The following is a 21,748-nucleotide window of genomic DNA, read 5'->3' on the forward strand; positions in this document are numbered from 1 at the left end:
TTGGTTCTGTAGCCCGGTCGAGACCGGGGAGTGAGTGATGCGGTTTTCAGGATTACGGGTGCTGCGCGAGGGGCTGACCGGCAACAAGGGCTGGGCGCCGCACTGGCGCGATGCGGAGCCCAAGGCCGAGTATGATGCCATCATCATCGGGGGCGGCGGGCACGGGCTGTCCACCGCTTACTATCTGGCCAAGGAGCACGGGCTGCGCAATGTGGCGGTGCTGGAGAAAGGGTATCTGGGCGGCGGCAATGTGGGCCGCAACACCACGATCGTGCGGGCCAACTATTTTCTGGACGGCAACAGCCAGTTCTATTCGCACTCGCTCAAGCTGTGGGAAGGGCTGGAAGAGGATCTCAACTACAACGTGATGCATTCCCAGCGGGGGCTGATCAACCTGTTCCATTCCGATGGCCAGCGCGATGCCTTTGTGCGCCGCGGCAATGCCATGGCGGCACAGGGCGATGACGCGGTGTTGCTGGACCGCGAAGGGGTGCGCAAGCATCTGCCCTATCTGGATTTCGACAATGTCCGCTTCCCGATTTACGGTGGGCTGCTGCATCCGCGCGGGGGCACGGCACGCCACGATGCCGTCGCCTGGGGCTATGCGCGGGGCGCGTCGGAGCGCGGGGTCGATCTGATCCAGCAGTGCGAGGTGACCGGCATCGACATCGAGAACGGGCAGGTGCGCGGCGTCCAGACCACCCGCGGGGCGATCCGCGCGCGCAAGGTCGGCATCGTGGTGGCGGGCCGCTCGGGGCAGGTGGCCGCGATGGCGGGCATGCGTCTGCCCATCGAGAGCCATGTCTTGCAGGCCTTTGTCACCGAGGGGCTGAAGCCCTGCATCGACCATGTGGTCAGTTTCGGGATGGGCCACTTCTATATCAGCCAGTCCGACAAGGGGGGATTGGTGTTCGGCGGCGATCTGGATTTTTACGCGTCATACGCGGCGCGCGGCAACATGCCGATGATGGAGCATGTGATGGAGGCCGGCATGACGTTGATGCCGATGATCGGCAAGGCCAACGTGTTGCGCAGCTGGGGCGGGATCATGGACATGACCCCCGACGGCAGCCCGATCATCGACAAGACCGACACGGCGGGTTTGTTCATCGATTGCGGCTGGTGTTACGGCGGGTTCAAGGCGGTGCCGGGATCGGGGTTTTCCTTTGCCCATCTGATGGCCACCGGCACCCATCACGCGCCCGCCGCGAAGTTCCGGCTGGACCGGTTCCGCGATGGTGTGGGTCTGATGGACGAGGAGGGCACCGGTGCGCAGCATAATCTTCACTAGCGGCCGGGCGGTCTGTGTGGCCGGTTTCGGGATTGAGTTTAAGGGCAAGATGAAGGGCGGCCGCTGTGCCCCCCCGGAGGGTTTGGCGTGAGGATTACCTGTCCCGTATGCGGGTCGCGCGACCGGCGCGAGTTCTATTACCAGGGCGATGCGGTGATGCTGGCGCGTCCCGATCCGCAGGCGGATGCGGATGCGTGGGACAGCTATTTGCATCTGCGCGACAATCCTGCCGGGCCGACCCGGGAGCTGTGGCAGCACGAGGGCGGATGTGGCGCGTGGATCGTGGTGGTGCGCGATACGCTCACCCACGCGGTGTCCTCGAGCACGCTGGCGGCGGACGCCGCGCGAAAGGGGGCGTCATGAGACTGCCGGGTCGGGGATTGAACGACGGGGCGGCGCGCGTCCGCTTCAGCTTTGACGGTGTCGGGTATGACGCGCGGGAGGGCGATACGGTGGCGGCCGCGTTGCTGGCCAACGGGGTGCGCCTGATGGGCCGGTCGTTCAAGTATCATCGCCCCCGGGGGGTGCTGACCGCCGGTTCCGAGGAGCCCAATGCGCTGATCACGGTGGGGCAGGGTGCGGCCCGGGTGCCCAATGTGCGGGCCACCGTGCAGGAGGTGTATGAGGGTCTTGTCTGCAGGTCCCAATCGGCCTGGCCGTCGCTGGCGTTTGATCTGATGGCGGTCAATGATCTGGCTGCCCCGTGGTTGGGGGCGGGGTTCTATTACAAGACCTTCATGTGGCCGCGTGCCTTTTGGGAGCGTGTGTACGAGCCGGTGATCCGCCGGGCGGCGGGGCTCGGGGCGCTGAGCGGCAAGAGCAACGACGAGACCTATGACCGGGCGTTCGCGTTTTGCGATCTTTTGGTGATCGGGGCGGGACCGGCGGGTTTGATGGCCGCGCAGGTCGCCGCGCAGGCCGGTCTGGACGTGATCCTGTGCGACGAGGATACGCAGGCGGGGGGCCGTTTGCTGGCCGAGGTGGAGCGTGTCGGGCACCGGCGCGGGTCCGATTGGGCGGCGGATGCCGTGGCGCGGCTGGCAGCGATGGACAATGTGCGCGTGATGACCCGGACCACCGTGACGGGTGCCTACGATGGCGGCATGTTCGGGGCGCTGGAGCGGATAGAGGGACGCCCCGTGGCGGGCCGGCCTGTGGCGTGTTTCTGGCGCATTGCCGCGAAGCGTTCGGTTCTGTGTGCGGGGGCGCTCGAGCGGCCCGTGGCGTTCGAGAACAACGACCGGCCCGGCATCATGACGGCGGGCGCGGTGCGCGCCTATGTCAACCGGTGGGGCGTGGCGCCGGGCAGCCATGTCACCGTGTTTGGCAACAATGACGATGCCCACCGCACGGCGCGCGATCTGCATGACGCGGGCGTGCATGTGGCCGCGTTGATCGACAGCCGCGAGGACGCGCAGATCGGGGATGTGCCCTATCCGGTCTACAAGGGCGCGCAGGTTTGCGGGTCATCGGGGCGCCGCGCGCTGGAGAGCATCCGCGTGCGCCGGGGGGGACGCGAGACGGCGATCCAGACCGATTGTCTGGCGATGTCGGGGGGGTGGAACCCGACGGTCCATCTGACCTGTCACATGAACGGGCGGCCGACGTGGCGTGAGGACATACTGGCGTTCGTGCCGACGCCGGACGCGGTGCCCGGCATGGATGTGGCGGGCGCGTGCAACGGAGCGTTTTCGACCGCGGCCTGTCTGGCAGAGGGGGCGCAGGCCGCGGCGCGTGCGGCGCAGGCGCTGGGGGCCACCGCGCAGCCGCCCGAACTGCCGCCCGCCGACGACAGCGCGTTTCGCATTGCCCCGCTCTGGGCGGTGCCCGGCAAGGGGCGTGCGTGGCTGGATTTCCAGAATGACGTGAGCGTCAAGGACATCAAGCAGGCGGCGGTGGAGAATTTCCGCTCTGTCGAGCACATGAAACGCTATACCACCCAGGGCATGGCGACCGATCAGGGGAAGAATTCCAACGTGGCGGCCTTGGCCGTGCTGGCGGATGCGACGGGGCGCGGTATTCCGCAAACCGGCACCACGACGTTCCGGCCCCCCTATACCCCGGTGCCGATCGCGGCGATGGGGGCGGGGGCGCAGGGCAAGGGCTTCGCCCCGCAGCGCTTTACCACATCGCACGCCCGCAGCGTCGAGATGGGCGCGCCGATGATCGAGGCGGGGCTGTGGTACCGGCCCAGCTATTTCCCCCGTGCGGGCGAGCGGACCTGGCGCCAGTCGTGTGACCGCGAGGTCGGATATGTCCGCGAGGCCGTGGGGGTGTGCGATGTCAGCACGCTGGGCAAGATCGACATTCAGGGACCCGACGCGGCAAAGCTGCTTGATTTCGTCTATACCAACACGTTTTCGACCCTCAGGGAGGGGCGGGTGCGCTATGGGTTGATGCTGCGCGAGGATGGCACCGTGATGGATGACGGGACCTGTGCGCGGATGGGGCCGGAGCATTTCGTGATGACCACCACCACTGCCGCGGCGGGGGCGGTGATGCGCCATCTGGAGTTCGTGAGCCAGGCCCTGCGCCCCGACTGGGCCGTGCGGTTTGCATCGGTCACCGAGCAATGGGCGCAGTTCGCGGTGGCGGGACCGCAGGCGCGGGCGCTGCTGGACGATCTGCTGGAGGGGCCGGTCGACAACGACACATGGCCGTTCATGGCCTGCGGTCCGGTGGAGGTGATGGGCGTGCACGGCCGGTTGTTCCGCATTTCGTTCTCGGGCGAGCATGCCTATGAGCTGGCGGTGCCCGCGCGCTACGGGGCGGCGTTGTTCGAGACGCTGGTGGCGCGTGCCGAGGCGCTGGGCGGCGGGGCCTACGGGATGGAGGCGCTGAATGTGCTGCGTATCGAGAAGGGCCACATCACCCACGCGGAAATCCACGGGCGCACCACGGCCTTTGATGTGGGCATGGAGCGGATGGTGTCGGGCAAGAAAGACTGCATCGGGCAGACAATGGCCGCACGGCCCGGTCTGGTGGATCCGCAGCGCGAGCGGCTGGTCGGGCTGCGCCCTGTGGGCACGGTCAAGCAGTTGACGGCGGGTGCGCATATCTATGACGCGCAGGCGGAGGCGATCTTCGAGAACGGTCAGGGCTATGTCACGTCTGTCGCCTTTTCGCCGCAGTTGCAGCAGATGATCGCGCTGGCATTCGTCAAGCGCGGGCCGGAGCGTAAGGGCGAGCGGATGCGGGTGGTCGATGCCATGCGCGACCTGAGCGTCGAGGTCGAGATCTGCCCGCCCGTGTTTTTTGATCCAGAGGGAGGGCGGTTGCGTGGCTGACCTGCAAGCGAGAACGCCCTGCGCGGGCCTGTTACCGGTGACAATCGGCGCCGGAACTCTGAGCGAGGAGACCCCCGGTACGCTGACGGTGTTGATGCGGTTGCCGGGGGCGGATGTGCCTGCACAGATCACGGCTGACATTGTCTGGCCCAAGGTCGGCCGCACCGCGGGCAAAGCGGGCGCGCGCGCCGTCTGGTGGGGGCGCGACGAGGTGATGCTGATGGGCGTGCCGGCTCCTGATCCGTTGCCGCCGGGTGTGGTGGCCGTGGACCAGTCCGATGCCTGGGCCGTGGTGACGTTGACGGGCCCGTCCAGCGACGATGTGCTGGCGCGGCTGGTGCCGGTCGATCTGCGCGCGCGGGTGTTCAAGCGCGGCCACACGGTGCGCACGCAGCTGGGCCACATGAACGTGTCGGTCACGCGCACGGGGCCGGAGAGTTTCATGATCGCGGTGTTCCGGTCCATGGCGGCCACAGTCGTTCACGAATTGTCGGCGGCACTGGAAGCTGTGGCCGCGCGCGGGTAGGGTCCGGCCATGTTGATGTTGGAGATTCCCATGATCCGTTCGCTGATGTTTTGTGCCATGCTGCTGCCTGCGGCCTCCGTTTCGGCCACCACTGCAAAGGAAACCGACTGCGGCTATCAGGCGCAGGTCGTGTCTGCGGTGCAGACGGCCCGTATCGAGAAGGTCAAGGAACGCAAGGTGCCCGAGCATCTGGCGGCCGCCGACCCTGCGTGGCCTGAAAAATACAACGCGGTGATCCCGCTGGTGGCCCCGTGGGTCTATGAGATGAAGATGCGCGATCTGCGGCAGGCCGATCTGGGTGCGGCGTGGAACGAGATGTGTCTGGCCCAGTAACCCGGCACTGACGCGCTTTTTTCGCGGATCGGCGGGGGGCGGCTTCTGGACTCTGAACCGGTGGAGCCAATATAAAGCCCTATGAGCTTGCCCCCCGGTTTCCTTGATGAGTTGCGCACCCGGTCCAGCCTGAGCCAGGTCGTGGGCCGCAAGGTCATGTGGGACACCCGCAAGTCCAATCAGGGCAAGGGCGACATGTGGGCGCCGTGCCCGTTCCATCAGGAAAAATCCGCCAGCTTCCATGTCGATGACCGCAAGGGGTTTTACTATTGCTTTGGCTGTCACGCCAAGGGCGATGCAATCTCCTTTGTCCGCGAGACCGAGAACGTGGGTTTCATGGAAGCGGTGGAAATTCTGGCCCGCGAGGCCGGGATGCCGATGCCCGCCCGCGATCCGCAGGCCCAGCAGAAGGCCGACAAGCGGACCGAACTGGCCGATGTGATGGAATTGGCGGTCAAGTGGTTCCGCCTGCAGCTGCGCACCGGTGCGGCGGCACAGGCGCGCGAGTATCTGGCCGGGCGCGGATTGGACACGGCGGCCTGTGACCGCTGGGAGATCGGATTTGCCCCCGACAGCTGGCAGGGGTTGTGGGATGCCCTGAAGGGCAAGGACATCGACGACAAGCTCATTCTGGGGGCGGGGCTGGCCAAACCGTCCACCAAGGGCGGCAAGCCCTATGACACGTTCCGCGGCCGCATCATGTACCCGATCCGCGACGCCCGCGGGCGGGCCATCGCCTTTGGCGGCCGCGCGATGGACCCAGACGACAAGGCGAAATACCTCAATTCCCCCGAGACCGAATTGTTCGACAAGGGCCGCAGCCTTTACAACGTGCGCGACGCGCGGGTGGCCGCGGGCAAGGGGCTGCCGTTGTTGGTGGCCGAAGGATATATGGATGTGATCGCGCTGGCCGAGGCCGGTTTCGGCGCGGCGGTGGCCCCTTTGGGCACCGCGATCACCGAAAACCAGCTGGCGATGCTGTGGCGGGTGTCGGACGAGCCGATCGTGATGCTGGACGGCGATGCCGCGGGCCAGCGCGCGGCCCTGCGCCTGATCGATCTGTCGCTGCCGTTGCTGGAGGCGGGCCGCAGTCTGCGGTTCGCGATGATGCCGGAGGGGCAGGACCCCGATGACCTGTTGAAAGCGGCGGGGCCTGGCGCGTTGCAGAAGATCATCGATGCGGCGGTGCCGATGGTGCAGCTGTTGTGGCAGCGCGAGATCGAGGGCCGCGTGTTCGACAGCCCCGAACGCAAGGCGGCGCTGGACAAATCGTTGCGCGACAAGATCGCGTTGATCAAGGACCCCAGCATCCGCAGCCACTACGGTCAGGAGATCAAGGACCTGCGGTGGGACCTGTTTCGGGCCAAGCGGTCGGGTGGCGCGCCAAGCGCTGGCGGCCCCCGCCGCAACGGGGCCCGCCCGAACGGCCGCTGGGGGGCGCCCGAGGGGCCATCGCCCGGCGCCAAGACCAGCGCGCTGGTCATCGCAGAAGGGGCCCATGCCACCGACCACCTGCGCGAGGCCGTCATTCTGGCCGCCTGCATCAGTTGTCCCGATGTGGTCGAGAATTTCGAGGCCGGGCTGGAGAGCATGGCCTGCACCGACACGACCCACGCCCGCCTGCGCGACCTGATTCTGCGTTTTGCCGCGCAGGGCGATGCGGTGTTGCGCGAAAAAATTGAGAACGCACTGGGCTTCGAGACCCTTGAAACCCTGCTGGCGCAGCGCCATGTGGCAATCACGCCCTGCATCCGAAAACCCGGTAACGCCGAAATCACCGCGATGACCATCGCCGAGGAGTTGGCCAAGCTGCACGCCGCGCGTGGCCTTCTCGACGAGGTCACGGATGCGGTGGACGATCTGAGCGGGGAGGCCGACGAGGGGGTGACATGGCGGCTGGCCGAAGCGGCGCGTGCGGCAGAAATGGCCCGCCGCTCTGGACAAGAGGACAAGGCGGAATACGTGATTGCCAATAATGGTGCCCGGCTGGACCGGGAAGAGGTAGAGAAAAGCCGGAGTTTCTTTGACGCGATCGATTTCTCCAAAGGGGGCAAGAAGGGGTCTTGAGCCACCGCGCCCGCTGCCGCGATCCATACACCACCGGTTTGTCGAGGACCGGAACCGATCACCCCGCCCGAGGGCGGGGCGTGACCAATCATCCGCATTACGCGGAAATTACGGTGAGCGGGTTTAAGAATCACCCCGAACCTATCATGATTCGAAAAACCCGAATCACCTCACAGTGATTCGCTAGGGACGCGAGAGGAGCTTTCATGGCTGCCAAGGATACGAACGAAGACGCCAAGACCGACGATCAGGACGCCGGTCATTCGCTGGACATGAGCCAGGCCGCCGTCAAGAAGATGATCGGCGAGGCGCGCGAGAAGGGATACATCACCTACGACCAGCTCAACACTGTGTTGCCGCCCGATCAGGTCAGCTCCGAGCAGATCGAGGACGTGATGTCGATGCTGTCCGAAATGGGCATCAACATCATCGAGGACGAGGAAGCCGAGGAAGAAGAAAACAAGGGCTCTACCGAGGTCGCCACGACCGAGAGCAACCGGGAGGTCGCGCTTGGGTCGGGAACGTCCGAAAAGCTGGACCGGACCGACGATCCGGTGCGCATGTACCTGCGCGAGATGGGATCGGTCGAGCTGCTGAGCCGCGAGGGCGAGATTGCCATCGCCAAGCGCATCGAGGCCGGCCGCAACACCATGATCGCGGGCCTGTGCGAGAGCCCGCTGACCTTTCAGGCGATCACCATCTGGCGCGACGAATTGCTGTCCGAGGATATTCTGCTGCGCGACGTGATCGATCTGGAGGCCACGTTCGGCAACCAGATGGGCGAGGAAGAGGAAACCACGCCGGTTGTTGCTCCCGGTGCCGCGTCGCCCGACAAGGAAGAGGCCAAGCAGGAACTCGATGCCGATGGCAACCCCATCAGCAAGGATGACGACGACGACGACGAGGACGAGCAGGCCAACATGTCGCTGGCCGCGATGGAGGCCGCGCTGAAGCCGCAGGTTCTTGAAGCGCTCGACATCATTGCCGACGATTACGTCAAGCTGAGCGAGATGCAGGACAGCCGGATTTCGGCCACGCTGAACGAGGACAACACGTTCTCGAACTCTGACGAGGAAATCTATCAGAAGCTGCGCGCCGAAATCGTGCTGCTCGTCAACGAGCTGCACCTGCACAACAACCGGATCGAGGCGTTGATCGACCAGCTTTACGGCATCAACCGCCGGATCATGCAGATCGACAGCTCGATGGTGAAGCTGGCCGACCAGGCCCGCATCAACCGCCGCGAGTTTGTCGACGCCTACCGCGGCTACGAGCTGGACCCCAGCTGGATGGAGCGGATGGCCGAAAAGCCCGGCCGCGGCTGGCAGATGTTCATCGAACGCTCGGCCGACAAGGTAGAAGAGCTGCGCGCCGACATGGCGCAGGTCGGCCAGTATGTCGGTCTGGATATTTCCGAATTCCGCCGCATCGTGCAACAGGTCCAGAAGGGCGAAAAGGAAGCCCGTCAGGCCAAGAAGGAAATGGTGGAAGCCAACCTGCGTCTGGTCATTTCCATCGCCAAGAAATACACGAACCGCGGCTTGCAATTCCTTGATCTTATTCAGGAAGGTAACATCGGCCTGATGAAGGCGGTCGACAAGTTCGAGTACCGCCGCGGCTATAAATTCTCGACCTATGCGACGTGGTGGATCCGACAGGCGATCACGCGGTCGATCGCGGATCAGGCCCGCACGATCCGTATTCCGGTGCACATGATCGAGACGATCAACAAGCTGGTCCGGACAGGCCGCCAGATGCTGCACGAGATTGGCCGCGAGCCGACGCCCGAGGAACTGGCAGAAAAGCTGCAGATGCCTTTGGAAAAGGTCCGCAAGGTGATGAAGATCGCCAAGGAGCCGATTTCGCTCGAGACGCCGATCGGCGACGAGGAAGACAGCCAGCTGGGCGATTTCATCGAGGACAAGAATGCCGTGCTGCCGCTGGACAGTGCCATTCAGGAAAACCTCAAGGAAACCACCACGCGCGTGCTGGCGTCGCTTACCCCGCGCGAGGAACGCGTGCTGCGGATGCGTTTCGGCATCGGGATGAACACCGATCACACGCTCGAAGAGGTCGGCCAGCAGTTCAGCGTGACGCGCGAACGGATCCGCCAGATCGAAGCGAAGGCGCTGCGCAAGCTCAAGCACCCCAGCCGGTCGCGCAAGCTGCGGTCGTTCCTCGACCAGTGAGCGGTCACTAGATTTCGGCAAAAGCGGCGGGCGTGGGTCTGCCGCTTTTTTCGTTCGGGAGGGCAGGCCGGTGCAGACGGATTTTCACATCACGACCCGCGGTGCGGGCCTGTATGAATTCACCCGTGACGTGGCCCGCTGGGTGCCTGCGGGCGATGGGATGCTGACGTTGCTGGTGCAACACACGTCGGCGTCGTTGCTCCTTCAGGAAAATGCCGATCCGGAGGTGCAGACGGATTTGCACGCCTTTTTCCGGCGTCTGGTGCCGCCCACGACCGATCCGTCGATGTCCTATCTGACCCACACCTATGAGGGGCCCGACGACATGCCGGGCCACATCAAGGCGGCGATGCTGCCGGTCAGCCTGTCGATCCCGGTGCGCGCGGGGCGGATGCGGCTGGGCACGTGGCAGGGTATTTATCTGTTCGAGCACCGCGATGCGCCGCACACCCGACGGGTCGCGGCGCATTTCAGGGCGGATTGAGCTGTCCTAGTTGGTGGGTACCAGATAGACTTCGCGCACGTTGACGTGTTGCGGCGCGTCCAGTGCGTAGATCATGGCGGCGGCGATGTCTTCGGGTTTGAGCTTGTCCGGTTTGGCGCTGTCGAAGAATTCGGTGTCGACCATGCCCGGTGCCACCACCATGCAGCGCCCGCCCCATTCGGCCATTTCCTGCGCCAGATTGCCCGCGAACCCGTGGATGAACCATTTGGTTGCGCCGTAGATCGAGCCCTTGAGGTGGTTGCGCCCGGCCATTGATCCGGTGACCAGAAACTGGCCCTTGGCGGTGCGCAGGTGCGGCAGTGCTGCGTGCGCGGTATAAAGCGCGCCCTTGATGTTGAGGTCGACCATGCCGTCCCAGTCCTCCGGATCGCCGCCCTCGACGCCCGGTTCGGACGAGCCGCGCCCGGCATTGGCAAAGGCCGCATCGACGCTGCCGTATTTATCGTCGAGCTGTGCGAGTGCTGCGCACTGGTCCTCGTAGGACGTGGCATCGCCGGGCAGGGCGAGTGCGCGGTCGCCGAATTCTTCGGCCAGATCCTTGAGTTTGTCGGCGCTGCGGGCAAAGAGGCCGACGTTCCAGCCCGCAGAAACGGCGGCGCGGGCGGTGTGCGCACCGATGCCGCTGGATGCGCCCGTGATGAAGAGTGTCTTGGCCATTGGATATCTCCTGCGTTGATCTGCGGGGCCAACGCGCGTGGGCCGCAAAAGGGTCCGCAAAAATGCAAACCGCCCGCAGCCGCATCTGCGTGAAAGACCCGCGCTGCCCCATCACGACAGGGTGACAGGCGAATGGCCCGCGTTGGCAACGGGCGATAGGATGCTATGTTCAGGGTCAAGGAGATGTCTGATGTTCAAAAAACTAGCCACAGTTGCCATGATCTGCCTGCCGCTGCCTGCGTTGGCGGGGATCGATTTTCTCGACCGTCAGCGGTTCGTCATTCCGGTGGCCCCGATTTCGGCCACGACATTCGAAGTGATCGAGAATGACGGGGCGGGCGGGACCCAGATGTGGTGTGCCGCCGCCAAGTACAGCCGCGCCGTGCTGGGCAACGCCCGCGGCGATCTGACCATTCTGGAAGCCCGCGACACCGCCCGCACCGTGCAGGGCCGCAAGGGCGTGGTATTCACCACTGCCCCCGTGGACGGCGCGTTTTCGTCGGTGTCGCAATCGGTGCGCCGCGCGGGCAAGGTATTCAGCGTCGGTCACGCCTATGCGCTGTGTCCACGGTTCGGGGGCCGTGTCACCGTACGCGTTCTGCGCTGAGCGGCGCCGCGGTCAAGGAAGGAGAAGTCCCATGCTGAAAACACTGCGTTCCGCAGCCATTTGCGCCGTGATCATGGCGGGGGCCGCGCAGGCCCAGAGCTTTAGCCGCCAGAATTTCGACATTCCCGTCTATCCGCTGAGTGACCGGACCTTTGAGGTGATCGAGAACGATGGCGCGGGGGGCGGGCAGATGTGGTGCGCGGCCGCGAAATACGCCCGCGAGGTTCTGGGGCAGGGACGCGGCAATCTGTATCTGGCGCGCGCACGCGGCCCGTCGCAGAGCGTGTCCGGCAGACGCGGCGTGATCTTCTCGCTCGACCCGGTGCCGCAGTCGTTTTCGTCCGTGTCGCTGAGCGTGCGGCGGGCGGGGCAGACGGCCAGTATCGGTCTGGCCAATGCCGTGTGCCCGCGCGGCGCGAGCCGTTTGCGCATCTCTGTCGGCGGGTAATCGCACCGCCGCTGGCTTTTCTGCATCGCTTATCTGGGGTTCGCATTTTGCAGCTACCCAAAACCCTGTGGCTGTCCTATACCTGTGGATAAGTGGGGCGTTGATCCCACAAGAGGCGGAAAAGACAAGATTGAGGGGACCGGCGATGCGCTGCCCATTTTGTGGAAATATCGACACTCAAGTAAAAGACAGCCGCCCGGCGGAGGATCACGTATCGATCCGGCGGCGCCGGTTCTGTCCGGCCTGCGGCGGCCGTTTCACCACCTACGAACGGGTCCAGTTGCGCGACCTGGTGGTCATCAAATCCTCTGGCAAGCGTGAAGATTTCGACCGCGACAAGCTGGAACGGTCGATCCGCATTTCCATGCAGAAACGCCCCATCGAGCCCGACCGCATCGACCAGATGATCAGCGGCATCGTGCGCCGGTTGGAGAGCATGGGCGAGACGGACATCAATTCCAAGCAGATCGGCGAGATCGTCATGGAGGCGCTGGCCCGTATCGACACCGTTGCCTATGTACGGTTTGCGAGCGTTTACAAGAACTTCCAGGCGGCGGATGATTTCGACAAGTTCGTTCAGGAATTGCGCCCCGACAACATTCCCGAGAGTTGAGCGACCCCCGTTACATGCAGCTTGCGCTGTCGCTGGGGCGGCGCGGGCAGGGCCGGACGTGGCCCAACCCTGCGGTGGGTTGTGTGATCGTGGCGCAGGGCCGGATCGTCGGTCGGGGCTGGACCGCGCCGGGCGGGCGGCCCCATGCCGAGACGCAGGCGCTGGCGCAGGCGGGAGACGCCGCGCGCGGTGCCGATGTCTATGTAACGCTGGAGCCCTGTGCCCATCACGGACAGACCCCGCCCTGTGCGCAGGCGCTGATAGATGCAGGCGTGGGCCGCGTGATCGTGGCCCTTGGCGACAGCGATGCGCGTGTGGCGGGCAAGGGACTGGAGATGCTGCGGTCTGCTGGCATTGCTGTGGAAACCGGTCTGTGTGCCGAGGCGGCGCGCGCCGATCACGCCGGTTTTTTGCTGCGCGTCGAGGCGGGCCGGCCGATGGTCACGCTCAAGCTGGCAAATTCATTTGACGGGCGTATCGCCACCGGCACCGGCGAAAGCCAGTGGATCACCCACGCGCCCGCCCGCCGCATGGTTCACGCCATGCGCATGCGCCATGACGCGGTGATGGTGGGGGCGGGCACGGCGCGGGCCGATGATCCGACGTTGACGGTGCGCGATCTGGGCGTGACGGACCAGCCTGCGCGCGTTGTGGTGTCGCGCCGTCTTGATATTCCTTTATCGGGCAAGCTGGCCCGGACGGCGGCGCAGGTGCCCTTGATCCTGTGTCACGGACCCGATGTGCCTACCGAGCTGGTATCTGCGTGGCAGGGATTGGGTGCGCAGATGTGCGTCTGTGCGGTGCGCGGCGGGCAGTTGGACATGGCGGATGTGATGCAGCAGTTGGGCGCGCACGGGTTGACGCGGGTGTTTTGCGAAGGGGGATCGGCGTTGGCCGCGTCGCTGTTGCAGGCCGATCTTGTGGATCATCTGGTCGGCTTCAACGCAGGCGTGGTGATCGGTGCCGAGGGACTGCCGGGGATCGGCGCGATGGGCGTTGCGCGTCTGCGCGAAGCGCCGCGGTTCGCCCTGCGCGATACGGTCGCCATCGGTCCGGATGTGATGCACCGGTGGGTGCGTTCGGATACTGCCCCCTAGCGCCGCCAGCGGTGCGCGTGGCTGGCAAACAGCCCCTGCAGTTTCGACATGAGACGGTTGGTCGGCCCGCGCGGTGGCAAATCGCCCGAAATCAGCCTGTCGACGACAACCTCGACCGGGCAGGGCTGGCCGGTCACGGGATCAAGATAGCGCGGATAGTCGATGAGTGTGGCGTGCACCAGCCCGTCGAGGGTGGGCGTCGCGCGGCGGCGCGGTGGCACATCGCCCAGATCGGTGGTCAGCCCCCATCCGGCGTAGAACGGCACGCCCAGCGTGGTGACCGGCACACCGTGCAAAAGCGCCTCGAAGCCCAGAAGCGATGTCATGGTCCAGACCTGTTCAACACTCTGGAGCAGGGCGATCGGATCGGTGTGGCTGGCGATGTGATCGGCGTCGGGGTGGGTGCCGATACCTCCCGGCCGCAGGCCCGCTTCGACATCGGGGTGGGGTTTGTAGATCAGCACGCCGTCGGGGTGGGCGGCCCGCGCCGCCCTGAGCAGCGCGTCGTTGCTGGCCACCGCATCCGCGCCGAGCCGGATTGATGCGTCGTCCTCGACCTGTCCCACGACGAGGATGCGCCGGCCTTGCGGCAGGGTTTCGGGGGGGGAGGTGTCGGGCAGGTTGTATTTGCTCAGCGCCTTGTCGACGAGCGCGTGGCGCAGGCGGGCGGCGCGGTCCTGCTGGTCGGGGCGCAGGGTGCTGCGTTTGACGATCAGATGTTCCAGCCGCGAGGGGCGGGCGGGGTCGTAGTAGATGCCCGCATCGTCGAGCACCAGCGACAGGGGCGCCACCAGTTCGGCGCCCAGCCCGCGCGAGCGCAGAAATCCGTCCTCGACCAGCGTAGGTGCGGCGATGCCTTTACCCGCCCACGCCATGTGTGGCCCCTGCGGGGGGGCGCTGTCGCTGAATTTGACGGGGGTTTGCGCCCCGAAGAACTGTTGCAGGTGGGGCCGTTTCCACAGGCTCATGCCAGACGCGGTCCAGCCGTGACGGTCCGCCCGCCAAGCGTCTGTGCGCGCCTCCAGCGTGTCGATCACCGTTTCGAGCGGGCAGAGCCGGTCGCGGTAGGGGTCGTACCAGCGCGGATAGAGGATCATCGCCGCCGCGAACAGTTGTGCGCGGGTCAGGGTGCGCTGGCGGCGCTGGATTTCGAAGTGGTCATCGGTCAGCCCCCAGCCTGCGTAAAACGGTTGCCCGAACAGGCGCGGTTTGTGACCGGCAAAGATCGCCTCGAACCCCATGCCGGAGGAAACGGTGTAGACCGCGATGGCCCCTTCGAACAGCAGCCAGGGGCTGATCGGGTCCGAAAACACCGACATGCGGTCGTTCAGATCGCTTTCGCGGAAATGGCCGGGGCGGTGGCCGCTGGCAGTTTCGGGGTGGGTTTTGATCACGATGCGCGCGCCGGGATGGTCCTGCTGCGCGAAGGTGAGCATTTCGAGAAAGCGGCTGCGGTCAGCGCCCGAGGCGGTCACGGCGGCGTCGCCTTCGGTCTGGTCGATGACCAGCACATAGCCCGGATCGGGGGCGGGCGTGTCACGCGGTTGGGCGGCGTATTTGCTCAGCTGCGCCTCTTGCAGGCGGGCGATACAGGCGCGCGCGCGGTTCAGCAACGCCGTGTCATCGAGCGGATGCGTGGCCAGCAGCGTTTCGAGGTCGGAGGGGCCGGAGGGGTCGAAATGCACGCCGCCGTGGTCGATTTGCAGCCCCAGCGGCGGATCGCCGGTGCGGCCGGGAAAGAGCGAGCGCAGCAGCGGGTCCTCGACGCGCACGACCGGCGCGCCCTTGGTGGCGGCGACACCCTCGCCGCGGTGGGCGGTGGGCGAATTGCCCCAGACGCCGACCGCATCGCCGTCACCCGGCACGCCGAGATGGATGGAATAGCCCGACAGTTCGAGGATGCGCCGCACGCGTTTTTGCGTCAGGAAGCCGCCGTTATAGACAAAAAGCCGCCGGGCCTTTGCAGGATCGGCGGCGGTTGTGTCGTGGATGTCCGGCCCGAGGCCCATCGCGTCAGCCGCCGGAGGCCAGCGAGCTGATGCTGGAGGCGGAGGAGGCGGTGCCGGTGATGGCGGCGATGACCTTGCTCCACTGGGTGAAGGGGGCTTCGGTGACATAAAGTGTGTCGCCGTCGCGGATCACGAAATCGCGGGCCATGAACATGCCGTTGGGTTCGGTCAGGTTGAGCACGTAGACCATGCGCTGTGCGCCTTGCAGGTCGTTGCGGCCCAGCACCTGTTCGGCGACCACTTCGGGTTCGTTGCGCAGCACGAAAACGCCGGTCGGATCCGCGGCGCTGGCCAGCAGGCCGCCGACCTGCGCGATGGCCTCGATGGCAGAGAGGTTCTGGGTTTCGAAGGGCACGCGGGCCTGCGCGCCGGTGGCGCCAAGCGCGGTAAAGGCGCGGGTGTCCTGTTCGACGAGAATCTTGTCGCCGCCGCGCAGGGCGATGTCGAGTTCGGGATGTTCAAACAGATCCTCGAACCAGATCTTGCCGCGGTGGTTGCCGCGGATCACGGTGATCTGGGCGATTTCGGGTTCGATGGAGATGCCGCCCGCGCGGGCCAGCATGGTGGCGAGCGTGCGGGTGGGCCGTTCGATCGGGAACACGCCCTGACCGGTGGCCCCGATCAGCGACACGGTGGCCCCGTCCCCGGCGGCGCGGCGGACTTCGACCTGTGGATCGGGTGTCTGGTCGGCCAGTTTGTTGGTGATGATGCGGCGGATCGCTTCGGGTGAGTTGCCCGCGGCGCGGATGCGACCGGCGTAGGGGATGAAGATGAAGCCCGACCCGTCGACCTGTACTTCTTCGAGGGTAGCGGGCGCGCCTTCGACACCCAGCAGGCTGTCGTCGACGTTTTCGTAGACGGTGATGCCCAGAACGTCGCCGGGGCGGATCGTGTCGGAGCCCAGCTGGCCCGCGTTCTTGAACGCCTCGGAAAAGCCCAGAGCGGGGGTGACGGCGGTGGCGCGGGTGACGCGGTCATTCACGGATACGATGAAAGCGTCGCCTTCGCGCTGGACCGAGCCTGCAAAAATCTGGCGTTTGTTCGGACCCACCTGCGGCAGACCGCATGATGCAAGGACGGCGCATGCCGCGACGAGAGCGATGGGACGGGCCCACCGATGCTTATAGGATTTCACTGCCCGGTCTCCTCGACCTAACTTTACTGCCTCATCTGACCGGTTTTTCCGGTCTATTGACGCAGAGCGTAGCGCAAGCGCGGGGCAAAATCCACCGCGGGCGATGCGATGTGTCATGGGACATGGGCAATGTGTGGCTTTGCGGTCGCGGGCCACTAGACCTTGTGTGCGTCTAGCGGACCACACGCAAATGCTGGCGTGGCGCGGCGGTTCCGTGTTCGAGCGCGTTATACGGATCATCGGCCATCAGCATCATATCGACCACCTGTCGCAGCAACTGTCGGCGTCCTCTTGCCGAATAAAAGCCGCCCGGCAACTGGCTGGTTTCCAACAGGTATCTACGGAAATCCTTGTAGGCGCGGTTGTCGGGACGGGCGGCCCCGGCAAAGAACTGGTCGAGCGGTTGTTCGGAGACAAATTCGGGTTTGGCATAGACGGCCGCACCAAAGACCTTGAGCGGGATGCCACGCCACAGCACCTGTTGTCCGGCGGTGGAATTGACCGTGACGGCGGTGCGGGCATCGTTGAGCAGTTGCGCCAGTTTGCCGCCCCGCACGAAATGCACCCGCCCCTGCAGCCCGTGCGCGCGGGCCAGTCGCCGGATTTCGCGGCGCACCGGCACGCGCCCGTCCTCGAGCGGATGCGCCTTGACCACCAGGTGATGGTGCCGCGGCGCGCCCTTGGCAAAGCCCGCAATCACCAGTTCGAGAAAATCGGTCATGGTGTCGAAAGGGGAATGCTGCTGAAACGAGCTGTCGTGTTCGAGTTGCAGCAGCGCCAGATGGTAAGGAAAGCCCCCCAACCGGATGCGCAACGTCGCCAGCCGCCGTTCGATCGCCTGCCACGGCATCAGCAACAACCGTTTGAGATAGAGCAGGAATTCACGGGTCACCGGCAAATCGCGGTGGGGCCGGAAATTGCGGTACTCCCCGTTCCGGAACATCACGAACCAGTGGTACAGCGCCCCGTAGAAGATGTGCTGGCGCATGTCGCCCCAGTGTCCCGGGGGCAGCGGCGCTTCCATGTCGGATTTGGCCAGCGCCTTTTGCATGTCGGCGATCGACATCTCCATCAGCCGCGAATTGCCGTTGGTGCCGCCGCGCTCGTAGGTCACCCAGTAAGGCCGCATGTAGCCTTCCTCGAAGACATGCACCCGTAGGCCGCGCGCACGGGCCACCGCAACGGCGCTGGCGTGGATCGGCCGCGTGTCGCCGTAGAGCACGATGTCGGTCACGTTTTTGTCGGACAAGAGCCGCTTGAGCGTTTCGGACCAGTCGTCGGCGGTGCCGCGGTAGGGGATGTAGCTGCGTGGGTGGAACCAGAATGCCCGGTCGCCCGCGTTGAAGCCCACGCGCCACACGTCCGCCCCCGCGGCGCGCAGCATCTTGCCCAGCCGGTTGAAAAACGGACCGTGCGGCCCTTGCAGGAACAAAAACACCCGTTTGTCGGCGGCAGGCATCGGTCGAAGGCTTTCTGAGGTTGCGATTGCGTTAAATTAGGCAGAAAACTCTGGCTAAATTATGACCGGCCTTATCTAGACCTGTCAAAGCAGCCTAACGCAAGGAGAGCGTGATGTTCACGGGGATTGTGACGGATATTGGCACCATAACCCAGCTGACGCAGGAGGGGGATCTGCGCGCGCGCATCAGGTGCGGCTATGACACCTCTGCCATCGATATGGGGGCGTCGATTGCCAGTGACGGGGTGTGCCTGACGGTCGTCGATCTGGGGCCCGACTGGTACGAGGTGCAGATCAGTGCCGAGACCGTCGACAAGACCAACATCGCCCAGTGGACCGAGGGCCGCCGTGTGAACCTTGAACGTGCGCTGAAGGTCGGGGATGAATTGGGCGGGCATATCGTGTCGGGCCATGTCGACGGGGTGGCCGAGGTGATCGCCATGACCGACGAGGGCGACAGCACCCGCGTCACCCTGCGTGCCCCGCAGGATCTGGCGCGGTTTGTCGCGCCCAAAGGCTCTGTGGCGCTCAACGGCACCTCGCTGACCGTGAACGCGGTCGACGGGTGTGATTTCGGCATCAACTTCATCCCCCACACCAAAGAGGTGACCACATGGGGCGATGTGGCGGTGGGCGACCGGATCAATCTGGAGATCGACACGCTGGCCCGCTACGTGGCGCGGCTGGCGCAGATGCAGGGCTAGGTGACGGCGCACTGGTCACGGACGGCCCTGTGGGCTAGGTGCTGATGCAAACGAAGGAAGCATGAGATGAGTTTTGAAACCCCCGGTCCGGTCGAGGCAGAGTTGTCAGAGGCGATTGCCCCCATCGAGGACATCATCGCCGACGCGCGTGCGGGCAAGATGTATATCCTTGTCGATCACGAGGACCGCGAGAACGAGGGTGATCTGATCATTGCGGCGGAATTCGCGGATGCGGATGCGATCAACTTCATGGCGATGCACGGGCGGGGCCTGATCTGTCTGCCGATGACGCAGGACCGTGTCGAAACGCTGGGCCTGCCGATGATGGCAGTGAACAACTCGTCGCGCCACGAGACCGCCTTTACCGTCAGCATCGAGGCCCGCGAGGGCGTGAGCACCGGAATTTCGGCGGCGGACCGCGCGCTGACCATTGCGGTGGCGATCAACAAGGACAACGGCGCGGTCGACATCGCGACCCCCGGTCACGTCTTTCCGTTGCGCGCGCGTGATGGCGGTGTGCTGGTGCGGGCGGGACATACGGAGGCATCGGTGGACATCAGCCGGCTTGCCGGTCTGGACCCGTCGGCGGTGATTTGCGAGATCATGAAGCCCGACGGCACGATGGCCCGTCTGCCCGATCTGGTGGCGTTTGCCAAAGAGCACGACATGAAGATCGGCACGATCAGCGATTTGATCGCCTACCGCAACAAGCACGACAACATGCTGGTCGAGCGTACCGACCGCAGCGTGGAATCGGCCTATGGCGGCGACTGGCGGATGCGGGTCTTTTCCGACCAGATCAGCGGCACCGACCACGTGGTGCTCAGCAAGGGCGACATCGGCGATGGCGCACCCGTGCTGACGCGGACGCATGCGCTCAATGCGCTGGAGGATGTGCTGGGGCTGGGTCCGAGCGCGCCGGACGAATTGCCACAGGCGATGCGCATCATCGCCGACGAAGGGCGCGGCGCGGTGTTGCTGTTTCGCGAACCCAATCCGCGGCTGCGGCTGGACAAGGAAGACGACGAGGCCCCGCGCACCATCAAGCGCACCGGTCTTGGCGCGCAGATCCTCAACACGCTGGGGGTGCACGAGCTGATCCTGCTGACCGACAACCCGCAGACGAAATACACCGGCCTTGAGGCCTATGACCTGAAAATCGTGGGCCATCGCCCCATCACCGCGGAGTAACTGCCATGGCATCGTCCGAACCCCATACCGTTCTGCCCACCCCCGGCTTTGACAAGCCGGTGAAGGTTCTGATCGTGGTGTCGCCCTATTACAGCGACATCGCCGAGGGGCTGCTGACCGGGGCCAAGCGCGAACTGGAGGCGGCGGGCGCCACGTATGAGGTGGTCGAGATGCCCGGCGCGCTGGAAATTCCCACCGCCATCGGCATTTCGGACCGGCGCAGCAATTTCGACGGCTATGTCGCGCTGGGCTGTGTCATCCGCGGCGAAACCACGCATTACGAGACCGTGTGCAACGACAGCAGCCGCGCGCTGCAACTGCTGGGGTTGCAGGGGCTGTGCATCGGCAACGGCATCCTGACGGTCGAGAACAAGAAACAGGCCGATGTGCGCGCCGATCCCGAAGGGCAGAACAAGGGCGGCGGTGCCGCAGCGGCGGCCTTGCATCTTGTCGCGCTCGCCCGTAAGTGGGCGTCTTCAACCAAGGGCATCGGGTTCAAACCCGCAGGCGACGACACGCTGATGGCCGGAAACCCAGACGGAAATACCCTCGCATGACCACGCCTTCGCGTTCAGACAACATGACCGGAAACATGAAGCGCAAGATGCGCTCGGCGGCGCGGCTTTATGCCGTGCAGGCGCTGTTCCAGATGGAGCATTCGAGCCTGACGCTGGACAAGGTGCGGTTGGAGTTTCTGGACCACCGGTTTGGCGCATTTGTCGATGACATCGAGTGGCTGGAAGGGGACGAGGCGCATTTCACCCGCGTGCTGGAGACGGCCGTGAACTATCAGGCGCCAATCGACCAGATGACCGACCGTGCGCTGGTGGCCAAATGGCCGATTGCGCGGATCGACCCGACGCTGCGGGCGTTGTTCCGCGCCGCGGGTGCCGAATTGCGCGACGAGGCGACGCCGCCGAAAGTGGTGATTTCGGAATACCTCGATCTGGCGGCGGCGTTCTTTCCCGACGGCAAAGAGGCCCGTTTCGTCAATGCCGTGCTGGACCATATGGCCCGCGAAGCGCGGCCCGACGCGTTCTGATCGCCGGATCACTTTTCGCGAATACGACTTGTGCGTGTGGCTCTGGGGCCACAACCCCTGCGGGCAGGGGAGCGGCCGCGCGGCGGGACGCGAAATGCCGCCAGCGATGACAGTGGTCGAAAAAATGCCAGAAATACAATGTGAAAGCAGGCCGCGTGCCGGCTGTTGCGGCCGAAATCGCGCCTGATTTGGTTTCGAGAAATCGGAAACAAAGCTTAACGGCGGATGAACGGGGCAAAAATTTTCCCGTTTTTGGGGAAGCTATGCTTGAGCGCTTCGTGATTATCGATGAAAAACGAAGACCGAGAGATTTGTGTTTCATGAAGGTATGCGCAAGATGGCCATGTACGTGGTACGGTTTGTCCTGTTCCTGATTTCGCTGGGGCCGAGTTCGGCGAAGGCGTCCAAGACGTCTGTGACGCCCGCGCGTCCGGCGGCGCAGACAGCCGCGCAGAAACGCAGTGACCCCGCCGCTGTGCCCCCCCAACCGGAGGAGGCCAAAGACGCCGTGACCCGTGAGGAAATTCAGCGCCTGTTCGGGCGGGCCTTGCGGGTACGCTAGGGCGTGAAGTGTGGCGGGACCGCCGT

At 65.1% G+C, this 21,748-nt stretch carries 21 protein-coding genes; 17 read left to right on the plus strand and 4 right to left on the minus strand.

All coding sequences use genetic code 11. The annotated features are described in order from the left end of the window. Positions 1 to 37 precede the first annotated feature (37 nt). The 8 genes from K3756_RS06050 to K3756_RS06085 all read left to right on the plus strand — a co-directional run bounded on the left by K3756_RS06050 (position 38) and on the right by K3756_RS06085 (position 10,177). Positions 38 to 1,291 (plus strand): sarcosine oxidase subunit beta family protein, encoded by a 1,254-nt coding sequence (locus tag K3756_RS06050; RefSeq protein WP_259991898.1) that lies wholly within the window; start codon positions 38 to 40, stop codon positions 1,289 to 1,291. An 87-nt stretch (positions 1,292 to 1,378) separates the two neighbouring features. Then, positions 1,379 to 1,654 (plus strand): sarcosine oxidase subunit delta, encoded by a 276-nt coding sequence (locus K3756_RS06055; protein WP_259991900.1) that lies wholly within the window; start codon positions 1,379 to 1,381, stop codon positions 1,652 to 1,654. Continuing rightward, the gene (locus K3756_RS06060) at positions 1,651 to 4,578 is read left to right on the plus strand and encodes a sarcosine oxidase subunit alpha family protein (RefSeq protein ID WP_259991902.1); all 2,928 of its coding nucleotides are present in this window, start codon (positions 1,651 to 1,653) and stop codon (positions 4,576 to 4,578) included. Before K3756_RS06055 ends, K3756_RS06060 begins: the two co-directional genes overlap by 4 nt. After that, positions 4,571 to 5,104, plus strand: a complete 534-nt coding sequence (locus tag K3756_RS06065) for a sarcosine oxidase subunit gamma (RefSeq protein ID WP_259991904.1) — start codon at positions 4,571 to 4,573, stop codon at positions 5,102 to 5,104. The genes K3756_RS06060 and K3756_RS06065 overlap by 8 nt, the downstream gene beginning before the upstream one ends. A 30-nt stretch (positions 5,105 to 5,134) precedes the next feature. Beyond that, positions 5,135 to 5,437, plus strand: a complete 303-nt coding sequence (locus tag K3756_RS06070; protein WP_259991905.1) for a hypothetical protein — start codon at positions 5,135 to 5,137, stop codon at positions 5,435 to 5,437. Between the two features lie 81 nt (positions 5,438 to 5,518). After that, on the plus strand, positions 5,519 to 7,504 hold the full coding sequence (gene dnaG, locus K3756_RS06075; protein ID WP_259991907.1) for a DNA primase: 1,986 nt from the start codon (positions 5,519 to 5,521) through the stop codon (positions 7,502 to 7,504). A gap of 206 nt (positions 7,505 to 7,710) precedes the next feature. Beyond that, entirely contained in the window at positions 7,711 to 9,693 is a 1,983-nt protein-coding gene (rpoD, locus tag K3756_RS06080) for an RNA polymerase sigma factor RpoD (protein ID WP_259991909.1), read from the plus strand. Positions 9,694 to 9,763: 70 nt separating this feature from the next. Then, the gene (locus tag K3756_RS06085) at positions 9,764 to 10,177 is read left to right on the plus strand and encodes a secondary thiamine-phosphate synthase enzyme YjbQ (RefSeq protein ID WP_259991911.1); all 414 of its coding nucleotides are present in this window, start codon (positions 9,764 to 9,766) and stop codon (positions 10,175 to 10,177) included. A gap of 6 nt (positions 10,178 to 10,183) precedes the next feature. Here K3756_RS06085 and K3756_RS06090 read toward each other — a convergent pair whose 3' ends face one another. Next, on the minus strand, positions 10,184 to 10,855 hold the full coding sequence (locus tag K3756_RS06090; protein ID WP_259991913.1) for an SDR family oxidoreductase: 672 nt from the start codon (positions 10,853 to 10,855) through the stop codon (positions 10,184 to 10,186). A gap of 190 nt (positions 10,856 to 11,045) precedes the next feature. On the opposite strand from K3756_RS06090, the gene K3756_RS06095 reads away from it, so the two are divergent. The 4 genes from K3756_RS06095 to ribD all read left to right on the plus strand — a co-directional run bounded on the left by K3756_RS06095 (position 11,046) and on the right by ribD (position 13,620). After that, on the plus strand, positions 11,046 to 11,462 hold the full coding sequence (locus K3756_RS06095; RefSeq protein ID WP_259991915.1) for a hypothetical protein: 417 nt from the start codon (positions 11,046 to 11,048) through the stop codon (positions 11,460 to 11,462). Positions 11,463 to 11,493: 31 nt separating this feature from the next. Continuing rightward, positions 11,494 to 11,910, plus strand: coding sequence for a hypothetical protein (locus tag K3756_RS06100; RefSeq protein WP_259991917.1), 417 nt, complete (start codon positions 11,494 to 11,496; stop codon positions 11,908 to 11,910). Positions 11,911 to 12,055: 145 nt separating this feature from the next. Beyond that, positions 12,056 to 12,523 (plus strand): transcriptional regulator NrdR, encoded by a 468-nt coding sequence (nrdR, locus tag K3756_RS06105; protein WP_259991919.1) that lies wholly within the window; start codon positions 12,056 to 12,058, stop codon positions 12,521 to 12,523. A gap of 14 nt (positions 12,524 to 12,537) precedes the next feature. After that, positions 12,538 to 13,620 carry a bifunctional diaminohydroxyphosphoribosylaminopyrimidine deaminase/5-amino-6-(5-phosphoribosylamino)uracil reductase RibD gene (gene ribD / locus K3756_RS06110; protein WP_259993497.1) on the plus strand — a complete coding sequence of 361 codons (1,083 nt, stop codon included), beginning with the start codon at positions 12,538 to 12,540 and terminating at the stop codon, positions 13,618 to 13,620. On the opposite strand, the gene K3756_RS06115 is transcribed toward ribD, so the two are convergent. From K3756_RS06115 to K3756_RS06125, 3 genes are all read right to left on the minus strand, one after another. Beyond that, on the minus strand, positions 13,617 to 15,629 hold the full coding sequence (locus K3756_RS06115; RefSeq protein WP_259991921.1) for a capsular polysaccharide biosynthesis protein: 2,013 nt from the start codon (positions 15,627 to 15,629) through the stop codon (positions 13,617 to 13,619). The two genes, ribD and K3756_RS06115, sit on opposite strands and share 4 nt — an antisense overlap. A gap of 4 nt (positions 15,630 to 15,633) precedes the next feature. After that, a complete protein-coding gene (locus K3756_RS06120; protein ID WP_259991923.1) occupies positions 15,634 to 16,764 on the minus strand; it encodes a polysaccharide biosynthesis/export family protein in 1,131 nt (376 codons plus the stop codon). A gap of 172 nt (positions 16,765 to 16,936) precedes the next feature. Further along, entirely contained in the window at positions 16,937 to 18,223 is a 1,287-nt protein-coding gene (locus K3756_RS06125; RefSeq protein WP_259991925.1) for a capsule biosynthesis protein, read from the minus strand. Positions 18,224 to 18,336: 113 nt separating this feature from the next. On the opposite strand from K3756_RS06125, the gene K3756_RS06130 reads away from it, so the two are divergent. From K3756_RS06130 to K3756_RS06150, 5 genes are all read left to right on the plus strand, one after another. Continuing rightward, positions 18,337 to 18,927 (plus strand): riboflavin synthase, encoded by a 591-nt coding sequence (locus K3756_RS06130; protein WP_259991927.1) that lies wholly within the window; start codon positions 18,337 to 18,339, stop codon positions 18,925 to 18,927. A gap of 66 nt (positions 18,928 to 18,993) precedes the next feature. Then, entirely contained in the window at positions 18,994 to 20,118 is a 1,125-nt protein-coding gene (ribB, locus tag K3756_RS06135) for a 3,4-dihydroxy-2-butanone-4-phosphate synthase (protein ID WP_259991929.1), read from the plus strand. A gap of 5 nt (positions 20,119 to 20,123) precedes the next feature. Then, positions 20,124 to 20,675, plus strand: a complete 552-nt coding sequence (locus tag K3756_RS06140) for a 6,7-dimethyl-8-ribityllumazine synthase (protein ID WP_259991931.1) — start codon at positions 20,124 to 20,126, stop codon at positions 20,673 to 20,675. Continuing rightward, complete coding sequence (nusB, locus tag K3756_RS06145; protein WP_259991933.1) at positions 20,672 to 21,160, plus strand: transcription antitermination factor NusB; 489 nt, start codon at positions 20,672 to 20,674, stop codon at positions 21,158 to 21,160. The genes K3756_RS06140 and nusB overlap by 4 nt, the downstream gene beginning before the upstream one ends. A gap of 337 nt (positions 21,161 to 21,497) precedes the next feature. Beyond that, positions 21,498 to 21,722, plus strand: a complete 225-nt coding sequence (locus tag K3756_RS06150; RefSeq protein ID WP_259991934.1) for a hypothetical protein — start codon at positions 21,498 to 21,500, stop codon at positions 21,720 to 21,722. Positions 21,723 to 21,748 lie beyond the last annotated feature (26 nt).

This window comes from Sulfitobacter sp. S190 (assembly GCF_025141935.1).
In the GTDB taxonomy this organism is placed as follows: domain Bacteria; phylum Pseudomonadota; class Alphaproteobacteria; order Rhodobacterales; family Rhodobacteraceae; genus Sulfitobacter.